Origin of the sequence: Pseudoalteromonas rubra, from assembly GCF_005887115.1 — a bacterium.
Taxonomy (GTDB): domain Bacteria; phylum Pseudomonadota; class Gammaproteobacteria; order Enterobacterales; family Alteromonadaceae; genus Pseudoalteromonas; species Pseudoalteromonas rubra_F.
The window spans coordinates 1-340 of sequence record NZ_PNCJ01000181.1; the positions used below are offsets into that span (position 1 = coordinate 1).

Here is a 340-nt window from a genome sequence, read left to right on the forward strand (position 1 = left end):
AAATATTATGATAAAAAAATTCCGGTAACACCTAATAATTTATTTGCTATTGGCAGTTGTACAAAAGCATTAACTGCTGCTACTTTAGATTTATTACAGGACGATAACAAAGTAAATTATGATAAACCGGTACGAGAGTATTTACCTGCACTTCAGTTTTATAATGAACAAATGAATGCAAAAATCATTGTACGCGATTTAATGAGTCATAGAACAGGCTTACCCAGGCATGATTATTCTTGGTATGGCTTTCCCAGCAGTTCACGCGATAGTTTGATGAAACGTATTCAGTACCAAGAACCAACTTTTGATATACGTGCCAAATGGCAATACAATAATT

The 340-nt window shown here is 33.5% G+C and carries 1 protein-coding gene; it reads left to right on the forward strand.

Annotation, left to right across the window (positions count from 1 at the left end; translation table 11 throughout):
* On the forward strand, positions 1–340 hold a 340-nt coding region (locus CWB98_RS23670; RefSeq protein ID WP_138546994.1), incomplete at both ends, for a serine hydrolase domain-containing protein.